16 protein-coding genes are annotated in these 19,735 nt (G+C 38.6%); 13 read left to right on the top strand and 3 right to left on the bottom strand.

Annotation, left to right across the window (positions count from 1 at the left end):
• Positions 1-507: 507 nt before the first annotated feature.
• The 13 genes from nrdI to RCP16_RS14680 all read left to right on the top strand — a co-directional run bounded on the left by nrdI (position 508) and on the right by RCP16_RS14680 (position 17,368).
• Positions 508-876: a class Ib ribonucleoside-diphosphate reductase assembly flavoprotein NrdI gene (nrdI, locus tag RCP16_RS14740; protein WP_069326739.1), complete on the top strand. Its 369-nt coding sequence runs from the start codon at positions 508-510 to the stop codon at positions 874-876.
• Positions 863-2,947 (top strand): class 1b ribonucleoside-diphosphate reductase subunit alpha, encoded by a 2,085-nt coding sequence (gene nrdE, locus RCP16_RS14735; protein ID WP_069326738.1) that lies wholly within the window; start codon positions 863-865, stop codon positions 2,945-2,947. Before nrdI ends, nrdE begins: the two co-directional genes overlap by 14 nt.
• A 114-nt stretch (positions 2,948-3,061) precedes the next feature.
• Positions 3,062-4,030: a class 1b ribonucleoside-diphosphate reductase subunit beta gene (nrdF, locus tag RCP16_RS14730; RefSeq protein WP_069326737.1), complete on the top strand. Its 969-nt coding sequence runs from the start codon at positions 3,062-3,064 to the stop codon at positions 4,028-4,030.
• Between the two features lie 528 nt (positions 4,031-4,558).
• Positions 4,559-4,885 carry a thioredoxin family protein gene (locus RCP16_RS14725; RefSeq protein WP_137221231.1) on the top strand — a complete coding sequence of 109 codons (327 nt, stop codon included), beginning with the start codon at positions 4,559-4,561 and terminating at the stop codon, positions 4,883-4,885.
• A gap of 41 nt (positions 4,886-4,926) precedes the next feature.
• On the top strand, positions 4,927-5,406 hold the full coding sequence (locus RCP16_RS14720; protein ID WP_308640648.1) for a hypothetical protein: 480 nt from the start codon (positions 4,927-4,929) through the stop codon (positions 5,404-5,406).
• Positions 5,407-5,606: 200 nt separating this feature from the next.
• Positions 5,607-5,996 carry a GntR family transcriptional regulator gene (locus RCP16_RS14715; protein WP_308640647.1) on the top strand — a complete coding sequence of 130 codons (390 nt, stop codon included), beginning with the start codon at positions 5,607-5,609 and terminating at the stop codon, positions 5,994-5,996.
• The gene (locus tag RCP16_RS14710; RefSeq protein ID WP_308640646.1) at positions 5,989-6,894 is read left to right on the top strand and encodes an ABC transporter ATP-binding protein; all 906 of its coding nucleotides are present in this window, start codon (positions 5,989-5,991) and stop codon (positions 6,892-6,894) included. Before RCP16_RS14715 ends, RCP16_RS14710 begins: the two co-directional genes overlap by 8 nt.
• Positions 6,869-8,902 carry a hypothetical protein gene (locus RCP16_RS14705; protein ID WP_308640645.1) on the top strand — a complete coding sequence of 678 codons (2,034 nt, stop codon included), beginning with the start codon at positions 6,869-6,871 and terminating at the stop codon, positions 8,900-8,902. The genes RCP16_RS14710 and RCP16_RS14705 overlap by 26 nt, the downstream gene beginning before the upstream one ends.
• A gap of 190 nt (positions 8,903-9,092) precedes the next feature.
• Positions 9,093-9,815, top strand: coding sequence for a polyphosphate polymerase domain-containing protein (locus RCP16_RS14700; RefSeq protein ID WP_308640644.1), 723 nt, complete (start codon positions 9,093-9,095; stop codon positions 9,813-9,815).
• A gap of 3 nt (positions 9,816-9,818) precedes the next feature.
• A complete protein-coding gene (locus RCP16_RS14695; protein WP_137221223.1) occupies positions 9,819-10,550 on the top strand; it encodes a DUF4956 domain-containing protein in 732 nt (243 codons plus the stop codon).
• A 126-nt stretch (positions 10,551-10,676) separates the two neighbouring features.
• Complete coding sequence (locus RCP16_RS14690) at positions 10,677-12,440, top strand: CotH kinase family protein (protein ID WP_308642493.1); 1,764 nt, start codon at positions 10,677-10,679, stop codon at positions 12,438-12,440.
• 223 nt (positions 12,441-12,663) lie between these two features.
• A complete protein-coding gene (locus RCP16_RS14685) occupies positions 12,664-15,363 on the top strand; it encodes a rhamnogalacturonan lyase family protein (protein ID WP_308640643.1) in 2,700 nt (899 codons plus the stop codon).
• A 253-nt stretch (positions 15,364-15,616) separates the two neighbouring features.
• A complete protein-coding gene (locus tag RCP16_RS14680; RefSeq protein WP_308640642.1) occupies positions 15,617-17,368 on the top strand; it encodes a methyl-accepting chemotaxis protein in 1,752 nt (583 codons plus the stop codon).
• Positions 17,369-17,574: 206 nt separating this feature from the next.
• Here the strand turns inward: RCP16_RS14680 and RCP16_RS14675 are convergent, their stop codons facing one another.
• From RCP16_RS14675 to RCP16_RS14665, 3 genes are all read right to left on the bottom strand, one after another.
• Positions 17,575-17,739 carry a DUF1540 domain-containing protein gene (locus tag RCP16_RS14675; RefSeq protein ID WP_083243389.1) on the bottom strand — a complete coding sequence of 55 codons (165 nt, stop codon included), beginning with the start codon at positions 17,737-17,739 and terminating at the stop codon, positions 17,575-17,577.
• A gap of 280 nt (positions 17,740-18,019) precedes the next feature.
• Entirely contained in the window at positions 18,020-18,856 is an 837-nt protein-coding gene (locus RCP16_RS14670) for a 1,4-dihydroxy-6-naphtoate synthase (protein ID WP_308640641.1), read from the bottom strand.
• A 1-nt stretch (position 18,857) separates the two neighbouring features.
• Positions 18,858-19,538, bottom strand: a complete 681-nt coding sequence (locus tag RCP16_RS14665) for a futalosine hydrolase (RefSeq protein WP_069326726.1) — start codon at positions 19,536-19,538, stop codon at positions 18,858-18,860.
• Positions 19,539-19,735: the final 197 nt, after the last annotated feature.

Here is a 19,735-nt window from a genome sequence, read left to right as displayed (position 1 = left end):
TTATTTGCTTTTTTGTTCAAGAACAGCTAAAGTTTTATACTTGAGCGTCTAAATAGACCGGAATTTATGTTCATTTTAAAGTGAATTTATGTTCATTGCATAATCTGGAAATGTTCGGGAAAAAGAAAAACAGAATGCACTATATCTAGTATGTCAAGAAAATTATTTTTTTATAAATGATTATCGAGATGTATGTAAAATACGTGTTCGAATAAGTCCCCGTTGTACTTGGATTTTTGAAAAATTAGACCGTTTTTAAGGCATGTTTGGACGGCGGTGTAGACCTTCAGTTCCTATTGACAACACTATATATAGCGTATATCTTTGATAAAGTCTTCTATATATTGCGGTTGCGATGTTTGAGCAGAGAATATATAGGTTATAGCTAATTATACGCACTAGAGCAGATAACACTGAGATGATATTAGAGCATTGTTATCTGTATTTATATAGTGATTGAACGGACGAAGGGTACTACATATTGAACCGAGAAGGAGATGTCACACCATGCTAATTGCTTATGATTCCAAAACAGGCAATGTGAAACGATTTATCAACAAATTGAAATTACCTGCTGTACAAGCTGTACAGATTGATGAGGCGCTGACGTTGAATGAACCTTTTGTACTGGTTACGTACACAACTGGATTTGGTCAGATTCCTGATAAGGTAGTTCACTTTTTGGAGAGAAATCACAATCGCTTGATTGGAGTTGCAGCAAGTGGCAATCGTAATTGGGGTGACAAATTCGCTCGCAGTGCTGATCTGATCTCTGAACGTTATAATGTACCGGTGGTGTACAAGTTCGAATTAGCAGGTACAACAGGAGACGCACAACGATTTCAACAGGAGGTAGATAAAATTGCGGCATATTGAATTGAACAACTTACTGATGCAACGGGATGAGAGTGGATTTTTCCGTTTGGATAAAGATAAAGAAGCAGTTGTAGAATATATGGAAGAGGTAGCTCGTAAAAGTATCAACTTCCCGGATACAGCAACCAAAGTACGTTATATGATTGATAACGACTACTATGAAGATATGTACAAAAATTATACTTCGCAAGATGTGGAAGAAGTCTATGCGATTACACATAGCTATGATTTCCAATTTCCATCTTACATGGCGGCATCCAAGTTCTATACGGATTACGCAGTAAAAACAAATGACCGTAGTCAATATTTAGAGCATTATGCAGATCGTGTTGCAGTTGTAGCTCTTCATTTGGGACGCGGAGATGCAGTGAATGCCAAGACGCTTGCTAAGTCGATGATGGAACAACGTCTACAACCAGCAACACCTACATTCCTGAATGCAGGTAAAAGTCGTCGTGGTGAGATGGTATCTTGTTTCTTACTTGAAATGGATGATTCACTGAACTCGATCAACCATGTATTGAACACTTGTATGCAATTATCCAAAATCGGTGGCGGTGTAGCGGTCAACTTGTCCAAACTTCGTGGACGTGGTGAACCGATCAAAGGTGTTGAAGGTGCAGCTAAAGGAATTATGCCTGTATTGAAACTGATGGAAGATGCTTTCTCCTATGCAGATCAAATGGGGCAACGTAAAGGTTCTGGCGCAGCATATTACAATATTTTTGGCTGGGACGTTATGGAATTCTTGGATAGCAAAAAAATCAATGCCGATGAGCGTACACGTCTCAAAACATTGTCAATCGGTCTTGTTGTACCGAATCGCTTCTATAAATTAGCAGCAGATAACGAACTATTGCATGTATTTGCTCCTTACAGTGTATACAAAGCATATGGTAAATATCTGGATGATCTAGATATCGATGAAATGTACGATACATTGCTTGCAGATGATCGTATCAAAAAGAAAGCCATTATGAGCGCTCGTGATATGTTAACCAAAATCGCAAGTGTACAGTTGGAATCTGGCTATCCGTACATTATGAACAAAAGTAATGCGAATAACGGTCATGCACTAAAAGATATCGGTTCTATTCGTATGTCTAACTTGTGTACAGAAATTTTCCAATTGCAAGAAACTTCTGAGATTACTGATTATGGTCAAGACGATATCATTCGTCGTGATATTAGCTGTAACTTGGGTTCACTGAATATGGTTAACGTGATGGAACTTGGCAAAATTCGTGAATCGGTTCATGAAGGTATTATGGGTCTAACTTCTGTAAGTGATATGACAGATATCGCAAATGCACCAGGTGTAGCTAAAGCAAACCGTGAAATGCATTCAGTCGGTCTAGGCGTAATGAACTTGCACGGATATCTTGCGAAGAACAAAATTGCTTATGAGAGCGATGAAGCAAGAGACTTTGTACGTACATTCTTTATGATGATGAACTTCTATTCATTAGAGAAAAGTATGGAGATTGCTCGTGAGCGTCAAACGACTTTTGCTGATTTTGAGAAATCAGAATATGCAAAAGGAACATACTTTGATCGTTATTTAGAAACCGATTATCGCCCAGCAACGACGCGCGCAAGCGACTTGTTCGGTGATATGTATATCCCAACACCAGCAGACTGGCAAAACCTGAAAGCTGATGTGATGAAACACGGTCTTTATCATGCTTACCGTTTGGCAATCGCGCCAACAGCAAGTATTTCATATATCCAAAATGCAACATCCAGTGTAATGCCGATTGTAGAACAAATTGAGACACGTACGTATGCGAACTCAACGACTTACTATCCTATGCCATATATGCAACAGGATAACTATTTCTACTACAAATCAGCTTACCAAATGAATCAATTTAAAGTATTGGATCTGATTGCTGAAATTCAAAATCATGTCGATCAAGGAATTTCAACAGTTCTTCATGTAGGTAGCGATGTAACGACTCGTCAATTGGCTCGTTATTACCTCTATGCGGCTCAAAAAGGTCTAAAATCACTTTACTATACACGTACCAAATTGCTTAGCGTAGAAGAATGTATTACTTGCTCGGTGTAATCTTTTTTTAATCTAATGCTATAGCAATATAACTGTAATGGACTGTACAAGAAAGCCTGTTTTTTTAGGCTTTTTTGTATGCCTTAAACGTTTACCAAGGAGGAATTTTGATTTATGAGTGGACCTATCAAAGCTGTCAACTGGAACCGTCCTGATGATGATTTCACAATGATGTTCTGGAACCAAAATATTATGCAATTCTGGACGGATGATGAGATTCCGTTGTCTGATGATAAAATGTCATGGATTCAATTAAGTGATATTGAACGTGACACCTATATGAAAGTGCTTGGAGGATTGACGCTACTTGATACGATTCAAGGTGGCGTAGGGATGCCTAAAGTATTGGAGCACGTCGAAGGCATGCAACGTAAAGCGGTACTTGGCTTTATGGCGATGATGGAGCAGATTCATGCGAAATCATACAGCAGTATCTTCACAACACTATCTTCCACTGAAGAAATCGATAAGATTTTCCAATGGGTTGAAGATAATCCACGTCTACAGACCAAAGCAGAAACGATCCGTCAGTACTACTTGAATATTAATTCGCCAAAAGAGCTATTTTTAGCGATGGCGGCTTCTGTATTGCTAGAAAGTTATTTGTTCTACAGTGGGTTCTTCTATCCGCTTTATTTAGCAGGACAAGGTAAAATGACATGTAGCGGTGAGATTATTGATTTGATTTTACGTGATGAAAGTATTCACGGTGTGTATGTAGGGGTACTTGCACAAGAAATCTACAATGATCTGGAAGAAGATGAGCAAAAAGACGTGTATGAAATCTTAGAAGGTCTACTGACATACCTTCATGCAAATGAAGAGAAGTATACCGAAGAGATTTATGATCCGATTGGTCTGACTGAAGATGTTAAAGTCTTCCTTCGTTACAATGCAAATAAAGCATTTATGAACTTGGGATTTGATCCTGTTTTTGCAGAAGAAGAAGTGAATCCAATCGTATTCAACGGTATCAGTACACATACGAAACAACATGACTTTTTCTCGAAAAAAGGTAATGGTTATGTGCGTGCGATGAACGTTGAGCGTTTGACTGATGATGATTTTAAATTTGATTTTTAAAATGGTTTTGTGAGAGACCGCTATGGGAAAGAAATCATTCTGTCGGCCGCTGGTAAGATCGGATTTTTTTGAACGACTGCGTTGCAGTCAAAATCCGAGTCTTACAAGGCGAACGCTTCGCTCCTTTCGAATTGATTTCTTTCCCTTCGCTCAGGCGGGGGAGTGACAAAACAAGGATTTTAAAAGATTAGATATAGTGTGGTAGTAGGTTGGGATTGTGAAGGAAATATAGTATGTAAGGGATAATAGAGAGAGAATAGAGATAATTAGAGAGATAAAGATAACGTATATATGTGTTCAAAAGGGTGAAGTAAAGGTTGTTTTTCTGCGGAGTTTAGCAGAAAGGCAGCCTTTTTTCGGTTGGGAATGATGTGCGTTGAGTACATATAAGGAGTTATAGACTCTGCAATAACGATCTAATTTTGTTTAAGTGTCATCCGTAATGCAGTAGAGGTTAGGTATAATGGTGGAAGTGAGTAGAAGGATAGAAATATATACTATAAATAGTGTGGGAAAGAAGGGATAGAAATGGAAAGACTTTTTGAGAAAGCGCAGGTAGATGATTTTGTTCGTCAGCATCCATTAACGTTATTAATGCTCAAAACGCAGAATTGCAGTGTTTGTGAAGCTGTTCAGCCGAAAGTAACTACGTTGTTAGAAGGATATGAGCATATTGCAGGTGCATTTGTGTATATGGAAGATGTGCCTGAATTGGCAGGAGAGTATATGATTTTTACTTCGCCGGTATTGTTGTTAATGATGGAAGGGAAAGAAGTGTATCGGGCGGCTCGTTTTATTTTATTTGAAGAATTAGCAGCTCAATTGGATCGGTATCAAGCGTTTTTGCAATCGTAAGTCTTATAATCGGGTAATGCTTGTTAAAGGAGATGTTGGATATGGGTATTACGGGTGTGTATTATCAAGAACATGGTAATTTGGAAGACATCTTGGCTGGTCATGTAGAAGAGCCAGCGTTAGATATTGATAAGACGTGGAGTCTGATTGTAGATATGTTTCCAGATATTCCGTTAGTTCCAGTAGGGGAGCAGTATAAGGTAGACAGTCAGGCGACTGAATACGGTTCTTTTTATTTATCTGCTGAGAAAGTAGCTGAGATTGCCGAACAGATTCCTGAATTGAAGCAGACTGATAACCTCACGAAGCGCATCGATTTTGAAAAGTGGAAAAACATTCCCGAGATGGACATCGAGCAATTGGATGAACGAGCAATGATTATGCTTGCTTTTCCAATGCAAAGCGATGAGACCTATGAAGAATTGGTCGATGGTTACTTACTTCCTCATTTGGAATCCGTATTTGAACTTTTTGAAAAAGCTTTTGCTCAGCAGGATGGTTTAGTCTTTATGATTGTTTAACGATATGAATTTGAGATGGTCTATATGCTACAAAATATATAGTGTATTGAAATACAAAAGAAGCTGGTATTCCTTTGATAGACTTGGGGAATAACAGCTTTTTTTATATTTTTACCAATATTCACCATAAAAAACAATTGACAATCTGTATTAACTGTACTAATAATAGTAATACAGTTAATACAGAAAGGAGGCTCTTTATGTTCGAATTAGATGTACGTAGTCGCAAGCCAATCTATGAGCAGTTGATGGACAAAATTAAAGAAATGATTATGTATGGCATACTGAAGCCGGAAGAACAGTTGCCTTCGGTGCGTTCACTTTCTACTCAATTAACCGTCAATCCGAATACGATTCAGAAAGCATATCGAGAATTAGAACGAGAAGGCTATATTTATTCTCAGCCGGGTAAAGGAAGTTTTGTCTCGCCTGAACAACAGCAACCGACTCAAGCACAACAGATAGATATGCGTGAGCGATTGCTCAAATTGTTTGCTGAAGCGATCTATCTAGGATTTACCAAAGAAGATTTGCAGAAGTTGTATGAACAAGCGATCCAAGAACAAGAAAGGGGGCATCATCATGATTGAAGTCAAAGGACTTACCAAATACTTTGATGTTGAGAAAGCAGTCGACAATCTATCATTACACGTACATAAAGGTTCTATTTTCGGATTACTAGGCTCTAACGGAGCAGGCAAAACAACATTGCTCAAAACGATAGCAGGCATTTACCGTGCGGATCAGGGAGAGATTACTTTAGAAGGGCAAGGGGTGTATGAGCAACCAGAAGTGAAAAATCGGATGATCTTTTTAGCCGATCAACCGTACTTTTTTCCACAAACGTCTATCAAGCAAATGGCTTCCTTTTATCGTGCGATCTATCCGCAATGGAGTGAAGAACGATTTCAACAGTTAGCTCCAGCATTCGCAAGTATTGATATGAAACGTAAATTACATCGCCTCTCCAAAGGGATGCAACGACAGGCTTCGATGTGGTTAGCATTGAGTTGCAAACCGGATGTATTGATTTTGGATGAGCCGATTGATGGATTAGATCCAGTGATGAGACGACAAGTGAAAAACCTTCTTTTTCAAGAGACTGCTGAACGTGAAATGACGGTTATCATTTCTTCGCATAACTTACGTGAAATCGAAGATTTGTGTGATCATGTAGGCATCATGCACAAAGGCAAATTGTTAGTTGAAAAAGAACTGGACGATCTCAAAGCCGATACACATAAAATACAAGTCGCTTTCCGTGATGAGCGCCATGAACATGCTATTTCTAGTCTACTGGACGTAGTGTATAAGGAAGAACGAGGCAGTGTAGGTATTTATATTATCAAAGGTGAGATTGAGCGAATCAAAGAAGTATTTAGCGTCTATACACCCTATGTATTTGATATTTTACCCATGACGCTCGAAGAAATCTTTATTTATGAAATGGGGGACGCCGGTTATGATGTTCAACCGATTCTTCTTTAATCGAGGGTTATGGATACAAGCATTTAGGCAAAGCGCATGGCTGAGTGTACTGTATCTAATTGGCTTATTAATAGCTTTACCTTTAATGATCATTACGCAAGATAATGAATATGAATTAAGTTTTCGCAGATTTGAACCTGTTTGGAACTTGGATGATTTATTTTATTTTGGACAACAGATACAACCTTTTTGCATGATGATTTTCCCAGCATTTATCGCTATCTTTTTGACTAGATATATGCAAAATAAAAAATCTGCTGATTTATTTCATAGCTTGCCATTTCGCCGCGAACAATTATTATCTATTCACTTATTGGTGGGGATACTATTAAATGTTATTCCTATTGGGATAACAATGATCCTATTAGCTATAATGAAAAATAGGTTGATGTATTTAGAATATACAGGCACACAGATATGGCAATGGGGTATCACTGTTTTTGTGATTAGTTTGTTCATATTTGCTTTTACTTTCTTTGTTGGCGTATGTATTGGACAATCGGTTTTGCAAATGATTGTTACAGGGATTTTACTCTTGTTACCAGTAGTCGTTATTATGTTTTTCCAACAGCATTTTATTGCTTATCTATACGGTTATATGCAAGAGAGTTCAATGGTAACAAATTACGATTATTCTTCTCCACTTGTTCGGATTGGAGCATTATCTGGAGAAGCATTGTCTTTACAAGAAGGATGGATATATGCGATTCTAGCAGTTGTGTTCATAATACTAACGTATATTCTTTATAAATTACGTCCTTCTGAAGCAGCAAGTCAAGCGATCGTTTTTCGCTATTTTAATCCGATTTTCCGAATCGGTGTTATGTTCTGTGCATCAATGACACTAGGAACGTATTGGAGACTGGTTCCTTCATTTGATAATGTAGTATTAACAATAAGTATTTATATTCTAGGTATTATCGTAGGCTACTTTATCGCTGAGATGCTCATTCGCAAAACATGGTACATTTTTAATTGGAAAATGATGTTGCGTATGTTAGGTTACAGTATTATTGTCGGCTTTATTATTTATCTTCCGATTACTAACCTGACAGGTTATGAGAAAAGAGTGCCTGAGTTAGCTGAGGTTCAAAGTGTATATATAGGCAATAATGCGCAAGGACAACTGTTTGAATATGATTATATGAGTAGTCAGTATGGTATAAAAAAAGAAAAGTTATCTTCCAATCAAGAATATATTCAATCCATTCTTGCATTACAAGCTAAAGTTGTAGAAGATCAACCTGAAGTTGATTATAAAAACACAGAGATTATTAATTATCCTTTTCAAATAGCGTATCAATTAAAAAATGGTGAATTGATGTATAGATCATATGTGTTACCAGATAAAATGTATGCTTCTGATCTAGAAAAAATTACTAATACAGAAGAATATAAAACAGTCTATTATAGGTTAGATGATCTCAAAAAATATCAAGGTAAGATTCGTATTTACAATACGGATGTGAGTCAAAAGTCTAAAGTAGTTACGAATCCGGCTAAAGTAAAAGAATTAAAGAATTTAATTCTACAAGAGCATTTAGCTATTCAAAATCCATTAAACCGTTCTATAGTAGGGAGCAGGGCTTCATTTGTTATTCAATTTCCACTTAACGAAGAAGGAACGAATACAGATGAGCGTTACTATGATTGGGATACTTCTTATCAACCTATAGCAACATGGCTCAAAGCGAATGGGTATTGGGATACACTAGTTACACAACCAAAAGATATTACGTCTATTGTTATCGCTAAAGAAAGTACAGATTCGAATACTCATTACCAAGAACTGAGTTATAGATTTAGCCAACAATTAACAAATTCTAAATTAGTCACTGTCAATCGGCCACAAGTCATTGCAGAATTATTAGATCATAGTCAACAAGAAGTGAATTTTCAAAATACAAATTATATCCTAAAGTTAAAATTCAAAGATAAGTCTATTGCTTATCGTGTATTATCTAGCTCAGAGATTAATCCAGAAATATACAAAGTGTTACCTGAATAATAGATTCGCTCAAAGCATCGACGCGATCAGATTCAACAGAAATGTTGTCTCCGATCATGTTGATGCTTTTTTTATCTGTTCATATAAAGTTCAAAATACGTAGATATAATCAAAAATGTAAACGGGATGTTAGCGGAGTGTAAAACATGAACCCGATAGATAGCAGATTAAGTAGAAAGGGGATAAACCGATGTATTATCCAAATCTGGATTTGAAATACCGGCATGAACTGAAGCATTATGTGAATTATCATCAATATTTTACGATTCGGCAACGGCTACGTCCATTGATGACCCAGGATGCCAACGCCAATGAAGCAGGAGAGTATCTGATTCGCAGTCTGTATTTCGATGATATCAATAATACCGCTCTACATGAGAAATTAGGCGGTGTACGAGATCGAGTGAAATACCGGATTCGTATTTACAATGGCGAAGACAGCATCATTCATTTTGAAAAGAAAATAAAAATGAATGATGTTATTGCCAAAGTCAAAGAACCGATCACGCGTGAAATGTATGATGAAATCTTAAAAGGCAATTATGAAGTGTTGAACTTACCTCATCAACCGTTATTGTATGAGATTTATCATGCGGCTAACAATGTTTTACTACGTCCACAGGTGATTGTAGATTATGTTCGTGAAGCCTATACGTCCAAGTTAGGCAATGTACGGATTACATTTGATAAATATATGAAAACAGGTCTGAACAACCACGATATATTTGATCCGCATCTAGCGATGGTCGATGCGATTGATCATAAATTTTTTGTGCTTGAAGTGAAATATGATGAGTATTTGCCAGATTATATTAAGACTGCGCTACAACTCGAAGGGCTCGTTCGTCAATCCAATTCAAAATACGTTATCTGCCGTAAACTCGGTAAAGAAAATTCCTGGGAGGATCAATAACACATGGCAACCACAACAGCAGTCGCAGCGGCGGCAAATGCAACCACGACAGACGCAACAACGAACTTTTCAGATATCGTCAAAAATTCAGTACTAGAAAGCTTCACATCGGATATTAGTATTACACATATTTTGCTGAGTATGGGAATCGCTTTTCTCGTTGGATTGTTTATCTATTTCCTGTACAAACGTGTATTCAGTGGTGTCTTGTATTCCAAAAGCTTCAATATTTCACTGATCGGCATGACTCTGGTAACTTCTATGGTCATTATTGCGATTAACTCGAACTTGATCTTGTCTCTAGGGATGGTGGGTGCACTCAGTATTGTTCGTTTTAGAACACCGATCAAAGACCCGACTGATTTGATTTTCTTATTCTGGGCAGCAGCGGCAGGGATTGTAACTGGTGCAGGTTTTTATACATTAGCGATTACAGGTTCTGTAATTGTAGGTCTGGTCATGTTTTTATTTATCAAAGGATCTTCTTTTGAAACGCCATATCTATTGGTGGTTAATGCTCAAGGGGATGATGCTGAGAAACAGGTGAACAGCAAGCTTAATGCATTGGTCAAACGTCATACAGTCAGACAAAAAACAATCACAGCAGATAATATCGAATTAACACTTGAAGTGCGTCTCAAAAACAATGAACCTACATTTGTAAATGAAATCTCTAAAATCGCAGGTGTGAAAAATGCAGTTCTCATCAGCTATAACGGTGATTACGTTTCATAATAGAAACTAATATATATGGCTGAAGTTTATCGAAATTAAAGCGCATAGAGAGCCTTTGCACAAGTCAATATACCGATATATGCAAAGGTTTTTTATTTCAAAATTGGTGGTGATGAAGTGAAGTGGATGTTAAAAGCAATCTTCGCAGGTATACTATGTCTTGTTGCTATACCATGGGTATCAACGCAAGAAGTTCATGCAGGAACAGTGACAGAACAAAGTGCACAAGATGCAAATGTATTTGTAGAAGATAAAGTAGTCGATGTCAAAATAACGATTCCTGATTCAGATTTTCAAGATATGTTAGATAATGCGTCTGATGAAAAATATCATTCAGCCAGTGTAGATTATAATGGCAAAACCATTACAAATATAGGGATTCGTACCAAAGGTAATCTGTCTTTGCGTAGTGTAGTACAGATGGATGATTCGGATCGGTATAGCTTCAAGTTAAGCTTTGACGAATACATTTCTGGACAGAATCTATATGGCTTAGACAAAATCAATCTAAATAATAACTACAGCGATGCTTCGTATATGCGTGAATTTTTGACCTATGAAATGTCTGAAATGCTAGGGTTGCCTACACCTAAGCATTCATTTGTCCGTATCTATGTTAATGGTGAATACAAAGGGTTGTATCTTGCTGTAGAGCAAGTGGATGATTCATTTATAGAGAGTCATTATGAAGATACAACAGGTACATTGTATAAAGGGCTGATGACCGGTAGTGGTAGTGATCTACGATGGATTGATAATGATGCAGACTCGTATACAGGTCTTGAAGTGAAGTCAGAAACTCAGGACAAAGATGCATTAATCAATATGCTGGATAAGCTCAATCATGATAGCACCACACCTTACACCGCTTATCTTGATGTCGATAGTATTCTAGAATATCTAACGTTAAATGTGGTCACTAACAATACAGACAGCTACATTGGTGGGAATAAGCAGAATTATTATCTGTATGAACATGATGGTGTATTTTCAATGATTCCATGGGATTACAACATGGCATTTGGCGGAATGGGTGGTATGGGAAGGGGCATGGGTGGCGGCGGCTTCAGCGGGCGTGGCGGTGAGAATACAGATACCAACACAACAGAGACAACAACCAACCAGACCCCGTCCAATACAGCCCATGCGAAAGATCCACAAACAGCAACAGATCAAACCAATGGTAATACCAACAATGCAACTGGTAATACTAATAACGCAACTGGAAATAGTACAACTCCAAAAACAGCAAATGCAAATGTAAAAAACACTGTTAGTTCTACTTCTTTGATGATCGATGAGCCTACATCTGGAGCTTTAGCAGAGCGCCCGTTAGTTGCCAAATTATTAGCAGTTGATGAATATAAGGAAAAATATCATGCCATGATCCAAAAGGTGCTTACTCAATTTTTAGCCAATGATCTTTTCACAGCTAAAGTCAATGCACTCAATGATATGATCGCAGTGGATGTTCAAAGTGATCCTACTGCTTTCTACACGTATGAAGAATATCAAGCAGGTGTAACCTCATTGATCGCTTGGAATCAGACCAATGTTATCAATATACAAGGGCAACTCGATGGAACAATTGCTTCGTCAGGCGATGGTTCTGGAAATGGTGGTATGGGCAGTGGCATGGGTGGAGGTGGCGGAGATCGTGGTCAACGTCCTGAAGGTGCTCTAACAGATCAAGGTAGAGATAATGGTGGAATGATGGCTCCTCCAGATGGAGCTGGGGGTATGGGTGAAGGCCCGGGAGGTGGAGGTTTCGGAGAACCAATGACACCGACACTTGATACAGCGACTCAAGCTAAATACACAGCGATTAGTGTAGGCATTTTGGTGCTAGCGATAGGTATTGTATTAGGATTCCGTCGCAAGCGAGTCTAAGCAAAAGAGTCCCATATAGACATAAAATATATGCATTCAAAGGATAGAGCCATTAGACTCTGTCCTTTTTGTATTACCTTACATAAACATATCGAAATCAACTCTAGAGGAGGTCGGAATATTACACAAACACCACTGTATATTGAATATTCACACCTAAATATTCCATGTACGATAATAATGTAAGCGCTTTATAAATTTGAAGGAGAAAGAAGGGGTACGTTTGAATCGTTCGCTTGAGTATCGTCGATGGGTATCGCTTGTGCTTATTATGGTTATGGTGTGTACGTTATTACCTTTGAACAGATCAATAGCAGCAGAGGATCAAGCAGAGCAGAATCATACTTCTTTTCCAAGTACGACAGAGCAAGTAGAACAAGTACAAAGTGTCATCAATAACACGTATGAACAGGAGTCTGTGGTGGTCTCGAATCCCACCGTATATCTGGCAGGAGATTCAACTGTACAGACCTATGCAACATCCAAACAACCACAAGCAGGATGGGGGCAAATGATAGACCGTTACTTGGATGAAAAGGTGAAGATCAGCAATCAAGCGATTGGTGGACGCAGTTCACGTTCTTTTATCGAACAAGGCCGATTAGATACGATCTTAAATCAGATTCAACCCGGTGATTATCTGATGATTCAATTTGGTCATAATGATGCCGATACGAAGCCCGAACGATACACACCTGTACCGGATTATAAAGTATACCTCAAGCAGTATATCGATGGGGCTCGTGCGCATGGAGCCACTCCTATTCTAGTCACTCCGGTCGGTAGACGTGATTTCAATACGACTACAGGGCAATTCAATATCAGTTTCCCTAATTATGTGACAGCGATGAAAGAAGTCGCCACTCAGACTAACACCAAGCTTATTGATCTCAGCGCTCGTAGTGTAGCTTATTACAATTCGATTGGTGCAGAAGAATCTAAAAAAGTATTTTTGCATGTACCAGCAGGTGTATATCCCAATTTTCCTGATGGAGTTGTAGACAATACTCATTTTCAGGAATATGGAGCGATCCAGATCGCAAGACTGGTAGCCCAAGGGATAGCAGATATACAGATTCCTTTGTCTGAACATGTGCAAAATCTAACAGTCACTGAAAATACAGTGGTTGCTTCCGGGCAACGTGCAATGGAAAAATTAAATCGTGGACTGGTAGCCGTCAAAAGCAAAAATGGTATTTATGTAGGTTGGAGAATGCTTGGACTGGATGCCAATAATATCGAATTTAATCTATATCGCGACGGTGTACTGGTGAACAGTCAGCCGATAACAGGAGCTACCAATGTATTAGATGCTAAAGGAACAGTGACTTCTGTTTATACCTTATTTACTGTGCAGAATGGTAAAGAAACATCGGTATCGACACCTGTATCCGTATGGCAACAGCATTACAAATCGGTTCCTTTGAAAAAGCCTGCTGATGGTGTAACCAAAGACGGAGTAGCTTACACCTATAGTGCAAATGATGCGAGTGTAGGTGATCTGGATGGGGATGGAGAGTATGAAATTGTGCTGTTATGGTCGCCTTCCAATGCCAAAGATAATTCTCAATCTGGATATACAGGGATTGTGTATCTGGATGCATACAAACTAAATGGCACTCGCTTATGGCGCATTAATATGGGACCTAATATCCGTGCAGGTGCTCATTATTCTCCATTTGTCGTCTATGATCTAGATGGAGATGGGAAGTCTGAAGTGGCTTTGCGTACAGCAGATGGTACGATTGATGGTCAAGGTAAAGTGATCGGAGATGCCAAAGCAGACTATCGCAATAGTGCTGGATATGTGCTGACAGGGCCTGAATTTTTGACGGTATTTAAAGGAACAACAGGAGCTGCCTTAGACACTGTTAATTATGATCCACCCCGCGGAACAGTTGCTTCATGGGGCGATAATTACGGGAATCGAGTTGATCGCTTTTTAGCAGGAGTCGCTTATTTAGACGGACAACGTCCTAGCTTTGTTATGACCAGAGGATATTATACACGTACTGTACTTGTCGCTTATGATTTCTGTGATGGCAAAATCACCAAGCGTTGGACGTACGATACCAATGTAGGTAATCAGACGACCTACACTGCGCAAGGTAATCATGCTCTCAATGTAGCAGATGTCGATGGAGACGGCAAAGATGAGATTAATTTCGGTTCTATTTCTATTGATGACAATGGCACCCCACGTTATACCACAGGACTGGGACATGGAGATGCTCAACATCTAGGCGATCTGAATCCGAACCGAGCAGGACTAGAAGTATTCGGCGTACATGAACATAAAGATTCTCCGTATGGTATGGAAGTGCATGATGCGAATACAGGGCAAGTCTTGTGGGGCGTATACACAGGGCTAGATACAGGACGTGGAATGTCTGCAGATATCGATCCACGTTTCCCCGGAGAAGAAGTATGGGCAGCGACGATTACGAATGCTCAACATGTTCCAATTACCGGATTATACAGTATTACAGGTGAAGTCATTAGCAAAAACATCCCTTCGTCTACGAACTTTGGAATCTGGTGGGATGGTGATCTATTGCGCGAGTTGTTAGATGATAATCGTATTGATAAATGGGATTATATGAACAATACGACGACTAACTTGTTAACGGCTACAGGAAGTAGTTCGAATAATGGAACCAAAGCTACACCGAATCTACAAGCAGATCTATATGGAGACTGGCGTGAAGAAGTGGTATTACGTTCAAGCGATAATAATGAATTGCGTATTTATACCACAACAGATATGACCGATTATCGCTTACGTACACTGATGCATGATCCTGTCTATCGTCTATCTGTCGCTTGGCAAAATGCTGGTTACAATCAACCACCACATCCAGGATTTCATCTGGGTGCAGATATGAAGCAACCTCCAGTACCTGATATTTATTATGTACAATAAATAAGATTGATATCATTTGTAGAAAGTCTAATCATAGATTCATAATACCCATTTCCCAAAGGCTGTTGACGCTTATACGTCAGCAGCCTTTTTTTGTGCCATATCAGATTGTAGAAATGATACACAAAGTCGATTTTTATACTATTACAAAGAGTGTTCAAATCCGATATAAATATTATGTAAATAATAGGTAATAGTAGCCTTTCTATATTCCCTTTATTCGAATAATACAATGTAGCAGGGAGACCATTTTATGAAAACCATCTTTAATATTAACAACTGGAATCTACGTCTGAAAATGTTTTTGCCTATGGCACTCGTAATGATCGCTTTGATCGGAATCGCTATCTTCTCATTGAGCCATACCAAGTCTATTGCTCAAACATTAACGACTAAAATTTATGATCAATCGTATATGACAAATTATTGGTTATTAAATGCAGATCGTGATTATTATCAAGCGTTAGTCGCTCAGATGACATTGACCAGTTCGAATGATCCTGCCATTTTAGAAGCAGCCAAAACTGATTACACTGAAAATGCACAACAAGCCTATGATCGTGTGCACAAAGCCGAAGCTATTTTCACTGCACATCAAGCCGAATTTGCTCAATATCAACACGCTGATTCGAATAAAACAGTCTTTGAATTGATTGCTGATTTTGATACTAATTTCGCTGCATGGCAACAAGGATTTGATATCAATACCAATACAGTAGCCAATCTTGCAGATAGCACAGCTCGATTTGATGCCGCACGCGATGATATCAATCAGGCCGAAGAGATTCTAGACGATTATAATCAAGCCGTCTTACTAGAAAGTCAACAGTTACAAGATCAATTAGCCCAAACGTTGATTATCGCAACGATTGTCATCTTACTGGTTTCTTTACTGATCTGTATACTATTCGCTCGTAATGTGAGTCGCCGTACTAAAGTCACATTAGAAATTATTAACAAAACCGCAGCGCTTGATCTGAAATATAGCAAAGGTTATGAAAAATATTTAACAGAAAAAGATGAATTTGCGCTGATTATAGCAGCGATGGGTGGAGCACGTAAGCAGTTCAGAGAAGTGTTTGAACAAGTTATCGCTCAAAGTTCTAATTTGCAAAATCATATTCAGACGGTTCATCATCATATGTCTCATTTAGAAGATAGTGTTCAAGATATTTCTGCAACAACCGAACAACTGTCTGCAAGTACAGAAGAGACGGCTTCTTCTACAGAGCAAATGAATGTAACTTCTCGTGAACTAGAACATGCAGTACAATCTGTGGCTACAAAAGCGCAAGATAGTGCTACATCAGCCGATGAACTGACTCGTCGTGCACAAGAATTAAGTCAAGAATTCCGAATTTCGTATCATAAGAGCCTGAAAATTTATACTCATGTCAAAGAACGTCTACAGAAAGCATTAGTTGAATCGCAATCTGTATCCAAAATCAATGGGCTAGTATCTACCATTATTACGATTGCAGCCCAGACCAATTTATTGTCTTTAAATGCAAGTATTGAAGCAGCAAGAGCAGGAGAAGCAGGTAAAGGATTTGCTGTCGTAGCTAGTGAAATCAGTAAGCTTGCAGCAGATTCCAAACAAGCGGCAGATCAGATTGATCAAATTACGCGCACAGTGATCGAATCGGTGAGTAATCTATCCACAAATTCAAATGATCTTTTACAACTATTTGTTAATGAAATCAAGCAAGATTACGATATGATGTTATCTTCAGCAGATCAATATGCAGAGAGTGCGAAAGGAATCGATGATATTGCTACAGATTTAAGCAGCACATCTGAAGAATTGTTATCTTCGATTGAGAATCAAGTGAAATCAATTCATGAAATTGCAGTAGCTTCTAATGAAAGTGCAGAAGGAACTTCGACGATTGCAGAGAAAACGGAGACGATCGTAGAGCAGACGCATGAAGTAATCGAAAGTATGAATCTATCCAAACAAGGGATTGATGAATTACTAACATCTGTAGCCAGATTCAAAATATAATAAATAAATGATGGATTAGTACCTATACCATAACATTATACTGATTGTATTGAGAATGAGAAATGCGATCAGTGTAATGACAGGTAAAATGAGCTTTTATATAATTTTTTTTGAAATCTACTTGATAATAATAATCATTGTTGGTAGAATATAAAAAGAAAGAAGGAACTCGGCAAAGTCCCTTCTCAGTTGTAAAACATTTTAAATTAGTTTACAGCATCTTTTTTATCAAACGTTTGGCAATCTGTTTCTTGAGATTCAGTAGCTTTTTGATGAGCGTGGTTGATAATGAAAATAGATTCAGCAGTACATTTGTTTTCTTGAGCCCAATGTGTGCAAGAATTTACTTCGCAAAGTACGTTTTGTACCATGGTGATTCACCTCCTATTGTATATAATTAGGAATTAGAAATAAGCAGCTCCTTCTGTGAAAAGGGGCTATTTGTGTTATCACTATAAATCTTATAGTGATAATGCCAGTGTACCAGATAAGCAATCGAATTGGCAAACATTTTGCTCACAAATATCTGCAATATCTATAAAAAAATCAAAAAGACTAATATATCCATACCAAAAAGCACAAATTCACTATGAAATCTTAGTGAGTTTGTGCTTTTTTAATATCCCTATGTTGAAAACCAATCATTATTCTTTATTTACGTAACAATGAAAGATCGAATTCAGGTACAAGCCCTTCCTTGGCAGCACGTCCTAATAAAGCTTCGATCGCTCCATAACCATCTTCACCTAGATTACGGGTAAATTCATTTACATATAGATTAATATGAGAATCAGCAACACTCGGGTCCATTTCTTGAGCATGCTCCAGTACATATTGACGTGAAGTTTCAGGATGTTCCCACGCATATTCGACAGAAGAACGTACCCAATCGGCAATCTGATTAGCATCTAATGAACGCTTAGCAATGATAGCCCCCAAAGGAATCGGCAATCCCGTATCTTCTTCCCACCAGCTACCCATATCTTCCATAAGAGTAAGCCCGTAATTAGGATACGTAAAGCGTGCTTCATGAATAACCAGACCAGCATCAATCTTGCCGTCTCTTACCGCAGGCATAATCTCATCAAATGGCATCACCACAATTTCGCCTACACCACCGGGAACATTTTGAGCTGCCCATAGACGGAAAAGCATATAAGCCGTAGACCGTTCACTTGGAACAGCTACTCTTTTACCAGATAGACTAGCAGGATCGGTATCGGTAGGATCAGCTGTAAGCACCAATGGACCACAACCACGACCAAGCGCACCACCACAAGGGATTAATGCGTACTCTTCCAACAACCACGGTAAAGCGGCATAAGATACTTTTAAGACTTCCGGGCCTTCGCCTGTAGCTGCCCAGTTATTTGTAATATCAATATCAGCATAAGTCACTTCAAGCTTAGGAGCATTTGGCACAAGACCGTGTACCCAAGCATGAAAAACAAATGTGTCATTAGGACATGGGGAAAAAGCAATTTTCATTTTATAGCACCTCCGGTAATATGGAGCTTGCTTTGGTTAAAGCTTGCAAAGCATCAGGAATACGCCAACTGCTTCGATCACGTGGCCCGACCCGATTAGAGATCGCCCGAATTTCGAGTACAGGTAAGTGGAAATAATGAGCAGCCAAAGCAACCCCGTATCCTTCCATACCTTCTGCTGAAGCACCAGGAATACGTCCTGCAAGCATAGCTGTAGATTCAGCTGAGCCTGTAGTTGTAGATACCGTAACAACAGGGCCAATATGCACAGCAAGTCCAATCTGTTGAATAGCTGAAGCAAGACTTCCATTATAGACGGTATCGGCTTGGATCATTGAAGAGCCGAATCCCAATTCATCTACAGAAATAAATCCATGCTCCGGTGTCTCTGAACCCAAGTCTGCTGCAATCATCTGGCTCGCAAGAACAATAGATCCAATATCAGCATATCCTGCGAATCCACCGCCAATACCTGCACTGATCACCATATCAAACGATTCTTTTGCTAGAATCGCTGTTGTTCGTGCTGCTGCAGAAGCAGGACCTACACCAGCTAATTGTACACTAAAGCGATCTTCACTAAGCGCGGGCAATCCTCGAAGAATCGCTTCACGTTCAGCTTCAACGGCTGTCATAATCAATATTCGTCGAGAAGACGAATGAGAATGAATCGAAGTATTCATACATTGAGTCTCCTTACTTGTTTACAAGCATATCATTACAAGCTACTTCCTAACGTTACTCTCATTAAACCATAATGTAAAGTCAGCTCAAATGGATACATTTAACGTTTATATCTATATGTCATTACATAAATATTAATTATGTCTAAATAGAAATAATAGATAACCATATAAAGGAAAAAGATGCTTACTTTAAA

Origin of the sequence: Paenibacillus nuruki, assembly GCF_963311185.1 — a bacterium.
Lineage (GTDB): Bacteria > Bacillota > Bacilli > Paenibacillales > Paenibacillaceae > Saccharibacillus > Saccharibacillus nuruki.
Note: the sequence above shows the minus strand (reverse complement) of the source record. Positions and strands in the feature narration are given on the sequence as shown.